This is a genomic window from Bradyrhizobium sp. P2_E8 (genome assembly GCF_056403875.1).
On sequence record NZ_JBFUES010000552.1, the window covers coordinates 1 to 5016 of the forward strand.

General features: G+C 64.4%; 7 protein-coding genes. 2 read left to right on the forward strand and 5 right to left on the reverse strand.

All coding sequences use genetic code 11. The features are described from left to right. A partial coding sequence (locus AC1D00_RS26200; protein ID WP_477012646.1) for an HAD-IA family hydrolase occupies window positions 1-394 on the forward strand: 394 nt, incomplete at its 5' end. Window positions 395-425: 31 nt separating this feature from the next. Here AC1D00_RS26200 and AC1D00_RS26205 read toward each other — a convergent pair. The 5 genes from AC1D00_RS26205 to AC1D00_RS26225 form a co-directional block, all read right to left on the reverse strand. Continuing rightward, window positions 426-848 (reverse strand): cupin domain-containing protein, encoded by a 423-nt coding sequence (locus AC1D00_RS26205; RefSeq protein WP_135173615.1) that lies wholly within the window; start codon window positions 846-848, stop codon window positions 426-428. 41 nt (window positions 849-889) lie between these two features. Beyond that, a complete protein-coding gene (locus tag AC1D00_RS26210) occupies window positions 890-1633 on the reverse strand; it encodes an SDR family oxidoreductase (protein ID WP_477012647.1) in 744 nt (247 codons plus the stop codon). 262 nt (window positions 1634-1895) lie between these two features. Continuing rightward, window positions 1896-2867 carry an MBL fold metallo-hydrolase gene (locus AC1D00_RS26215; protein WP_135173617.1) on the reverse strand — a complete coding sequence of 324 codons (972 nt, stop codon included), beginning with the start codon at window positions 2865-2867 and terminating at the stop codon, window positions 1896-1898. A 124-nt stretch (window positions 2868-2991) separates the two neighbouring features. Next, on the reverse strand, window positions 2992-3438 hold the full coding sequence (locus AC1D00_RS26220; RefSeq protein WP_477012648.1) for a bleomycin resistance protein: 447 nt from the start codon (window positions 3436-3438) through the stop codon (window positions 2992-2994). Window positions 3439-3583: 145 nt separating this feature from the next. Further along, window positions 3584-4249 carry a GntR family transcriptional regulator gene (locus AC1D00_RS26225; RefSeq protein WP_477012649.1) on the reverse strand — a complete coding sequence of 222 codons (666 nt, stop codon included), beginning with the start codon at window positions 4247-4249 and terminating at the stop codon, window positions 3584-3586. A gap of 117 nt (window positions 4250-4366) precedes the next feature. On the opposite strand from AC1D00_RS26225, the gene AC1D00_RS26230 reads away from it, so the two are divergent. Then, window positions 4367-5016, forward strand: a 650-nt coding sequence (locus AC1D00_RS26230; RefSeq protein WP_477012650.1) for an enoyl-CoA hydratase, incomplete at its 3' end; no start/stop codon positions are given.

Sequence of the window (5016 nt, forward strand, 5' to 3'; positions counted from 1 at the left end):
GCCCGACAGCGTCGCGGGGCTAACGCGGCTGAAGTCGAAATTCGTCATCTCGCCGCTGTCGAACGGCAACGTCGCGCTGCTCACCAACATGGCGAAGTTCGCAGGCCTGCCGTGGGACCTCGTCATGTCCGCGGAGCTTTTCGAGCACTACAAGCCCGATCCCGAGACCTATCTCGGCGCTGCGCGCCTGCTCGGCCTCCAGCCGGGCGAGGTGATGATGGTCGCCGCCCACAACGGCGATCTCGCCGCCGCGCAGAAGAACGGGCTCAAGACCGCGTTCGTGGCGCGGCCGACGGAGTATGGGCCGTTGCAGAAGGTGGACTTCGAAGCCACCGGCAACTGGGACATCGTCGCCAGGGATTTTGGCGGCATCGCCGAAAAGCTCGGCTGCTGATATCTTGCGCTGAGGCGCCTGGGCCCGCGCGCTACTTCACGATCGGCGTCGTCAGCTCGGTGTCGGTTGTGTCCACCACGAACACGGCCAGCAGCTTCGCCGGCTCGGTATCGCTGGCGTTGGTGCTGACGGCATGGCGATCGCCGGGCTTCTCGAAGAAGTTCTCTCCCTTGTGAAACACCTTGGCCGGTTCGTCATTGACCTGGCTTCGTATCGCTCCCTCGAGCACCGTGGCATAGATGAACGCGGAGCGCGCGTGGGTGTGGGCCGGGGAAGAGCCTCCGGGACCATACTCGACCAGCACGCCCTTCATGCTCTTGCCGGGGGCGTTCGGCAGGACCTGGTCGAACACGACGGTCACTTTGGCCGACTTCGCGGCCGGCTGCGTCTCGGCTGCATGGGCCGCGAGGAGGAATGCGGCGTAAGCCGCCGTTGCGATCAGCAATCTGCGCATGGGATTTCCTTCATTGCCGTGGTTGCGGCGACCTTGGGACGTCAGGCCGTCGCGAGCCATGTTGCGAGCGGCGTTTTCCCGAGCCGCGCCTCGCCGAGCGGGACCAGCGAGGTGTCCGCGATGGGAGATCCGTAATACGGAGCCTTGGCGTCTCCCACCACCGGGCGGCTATCGCCGGACGCTCTCAGGCGGCGCGCAACGAACTCGTTGAAGGGAGCTTTTTCCGGTCCCGCGATATCGATCGTGCCGTTGAGCGGACGTCCCGTCGCGACGTCCGCGAGGGAAGCGACCACGTCGTCGGATGCGATCGGCTGAAACAACGCCGATGGCACGACGATCCGGCCGTCGGCCGCGCCCGTCTCGGCAATGGCGCCGAGGAATTCAAAAAACTGCGTGGCGCGAACGATCGAGTAGGGGACCGGAGATGCCTTGACGATGGTCTCCTGCGCGAGCTTGGCACGAAAATAGGCGATGTCGGGCGAGCGATCGGTTCCCACGATCGACAGCGCGACATGATGCTTGACGGAAGCTGCAGCCTCGGTCGCGGCGAGGTTTTGGCTCGAACGCTGGAAGAATTCGAGCACGGCGGCGGGCTCCCAGGACGGCGCGTTGGCGACATCGACCACGACATCCGCGCCCGCCAGCGCGTCAGCGAGGCCTTCCCCGGTCACGGCGTTCACGCCTGTTTTCGGGGAGGCCGCGACGACCACGTGGCCTTGCTGCTTGAGCCTCGCAACGAGCTTGGATCCGATCAGTCCGCTGCCGCCGATCACGACGATCTTCATGGCATGTCTCCTGAGCATTTTGCGAGCGTGAGCGGCGCAAGACCAAAAGGGCGTCACGCGCTCACGTCGATGAAAGTGATGCCAAGGGACTCTTACCCGAGCAGTGAGGCGAACTCTTGCCTGGAACGGGCCTGCCTTGCCGGAAAATGCTCCAGAAGGGTCGTTGTGCCGCGACGGGAACCGGTCAGGGATCATTCCCCTCTGTCGGGCAGATCAAGCGAACGGCCCGGGCCGCACATGCGCGACCCGGGCTTGATGTCGACTACAGCGTCATCTGCATCGGTTCGGGATAGTAGTGGAAGCCGTCGCCGGCCTTCGCGACGTGGCCGTAGCCGGGCCAGGCGAAGTGATAGGACATCACGGGCGTCTTGTTGGCCGCCAGCATGGTGAGCAGCTTGACGCGCGACTCGGCTGCCTGCTTCGGGTCGGTGTCGTAGGAGAATTCCATCCGCGGCCGCTCCAGCAGCAGCACCGAATGGTGCGAGAGGTCGCCGAGGAAGGCGAAGGATTTGCCGGCCGAGCTGACCAGGAAGATGGTGTGGCCGACGGTGTGACCGGGCGCGGCGATCGCCTGCACGCCCGGCAAAAATTCCTGGCCGTCCTTGAAGAACACGATGCGGTCGCGGACCGGCAGCAGATTCTTGCGGGCGTGAACCACGAAGTCCTTGGCCGCGCTGCCGAGCTTGCCTTCGTCGGTCCAGAAGTCGAAATCGGTCTGGGAGATGTAGATCTGCGCGTTCGGAAACAGCGGCTTGTTGTTGGCATCCACGATGCCGCCGATGTGGTCGATATGCGCGTGCGAGCAGACCACGGCATCGATGTCCTCCGGCTTGATGCCGGCTTCCGCCATGCTCTTCTGTTGGCGGCCGGTGGTGGCGCCGAACATCTTGGAGCTGCCCATGCCGGTGTCGAACAGGATAAGCTTGTCGCCGGTGTTGACGATCGGGGAGTTCTGCTCGAGCACTACGTTGTCCGGCGACAGGAAATTGTCCGCCAGCATCTTCTTCACCTCTTCCTTGGGAACGCCGGTGAAGGTCCCGGAGGGATCGCCGAGCGGCAGCGGTCCGTCGGAGACGACGGTCACTTCGGCGTCGCCGAGAACGAAGCGGTGCCAATAGGGAGTCTGGGTGCCGAGTTTGGGAGCGCGGGCAAGCGCGCTGCCGCCGAGCATTGCGCTGGCGCCAAGGCCAGCCCCCAATGCGAACAGGGATCGACGTGAGACATCGAGTGTCATGCGTTTCCTCCGCCTTTGTCTTCTGTTTTGCGCAACTTTTCGCGCGCCATCGCAATGCAATCAACGATTGTGTCGCGATTGTGTCTCCTGATCGCGCGATGCGGCAGGAACGAATCTTTTTGCGTCAGGATGGCGTGCGCGTGCCCAGGCGTTCGACGAAGCGCACGAGGTAACCATCCGGATCCTGGACGAGGAATTCACGCTGGCCGAATTCCTGATCGCCGACCCGATACCAGGCTTCGTTCGGCTGCTCGTAGAGCGGCCATTTGGCATCGCCGAGAGCCCTCAGCATGGGATCAATGCGATCGACGACCATCTGGAAATTGACGCCGCGTCCGAATGGCCGCTGCATCTCGGCCGTCTCCCAGCGTCCGTTCAATTCGCAGAGCATGACTTGCAAGCGTCCTCGGACGAGATACGCAAATCGCGCACCGGGGCGATCATAGGCGAGCTCGAAGCCGAGCAAGTCGCGCCAGAACGGCAGGCTGGCTTCAATGCGGGAAACGCCGTGTTCGGGAACGAGATCGGCAAAGCCGCCTTGCGGTGCGCTTCCCGTGCTGTCGGAGGTCACACGAGCGACGGGTCTGAGGGCAGCGGTTTGTTCATTGCGGCGTCGCCTGATCTTATGACCGATCTTCGAGGCGGTTATCGCAGCGAAGCGGCGCGAAGGCCAGACGCCGAATGGGTCGAACGAATGCTCGCCGGGCAAGCCCGCCTCACGCGATCCGCAGCGCGAGGTCGCTTGCTTCCGTCTCGGCAAAGCCCGCCTGCAAGACCTCTTCGCGCTTATGGCGCAGATGCGCTCGCAGGATGTGCGAGAGGCCGGCACCGTCGCGCCGCTGCAGCGCGTTCAGGATCGCCTCGTGCTCCTTCACGGCGAACGCCCAGCGCTGCGGTGTCATCGGCGTGACGTAGCGCGCGCGGCGAATGCGCGCGGTCACGGAGGCGTAGAGCCCGGTCAGTGCGGGATTTCCGGCCGCGGCGACGATGGCTTCGTGAATGGCTCGGTTGCCGCGATAGTACTGGATCAGGTCGCCCTCGCGATAACGCTGTACCATGTCCGTGTGCGCGGCGGCGATCTCGCCGATCTCGGCGTCGGTGATGCGCTCGCAGGCGAGCTCGCCGGCGAGGGCTTCGAGGCCCTGGCAGACCTCGAACAGGTCGCGCATGTCCTTGTCGGTCAGCTTTGCCGCGCGCGAGCCGCGATGGGGCAGGAGCTGCACGAGGCCTTCGGCCGCGAGCACCTTGAGCGCTTCGCGCAGCGGCGTGCGCGAGATCTGGAGCCGGTCGCACAGCTCGCGCTCGGGAATCCGCGCGCCCGGCGGGATCTCACCGTCGAGCAGGATGGCGCGGATGCGGCCGACGACCTCCTCGTGAAGCATGGCACGCGACTCCTGTTTGAATGCAAAAACGAAGTAATCGGTCGAAATCTGGAAGTTCCGGCTTGCTAATCCCAAATTTTGCATTCAAAAATGTAAAAAACAAGAGGATATGAGGTAATGGACCTGGCTGCGGAGGCGGACGACCTCGTTTTTGAATGCAACGACGGCATCGGGCGGATCACCTTCAATCGCCCGCAGGCGCGCAACGCCTTCACCTTCGCCATGTACGAGCGCCTCGCGGCGATCTGCGAAGAGGCCAACCGCGATCAATCGATCAAGGTGCTCGTGCTGCGTGGGGCCGGCGACAAGGCCTTCGCCTCGGGCACCGACATCAACCAGTTCCGCGAATTCAAGACGCCGCAGGACGCGATCGACTACGAGAACCGGATCGATCGCGTGCTCACCACGCTCGAACAGTGCCGGGTCCCGACCATCGCCGCGATCAACGGGTTCTGTACCGGCGGCGGGGCGGGCATCGCCGCGGCCTGCGACCTGCGCATCGGCACCAGAAGCGCCAAAATCGGATTTCCCATTGCCCGGACACTCGGCAACTGCCTGTCGATGTCCAATGTCAGCCGTCTCACCGCGCTCATTGGCGCCGCGCGCGTCAAGGATCTGATCTTCACCGCGCGCCTCATTGACGCCACTGAAGCCGCCGGCGTCGGGCTGCTCGGCGAGGTCGTCGAGGATCTTGCCGCCCTCGAAAAGCGCGCCGACGAGGTCGCCCGGCTGCTGGCCGGCCACGCGCCGCTGACGCTGACCGCGAC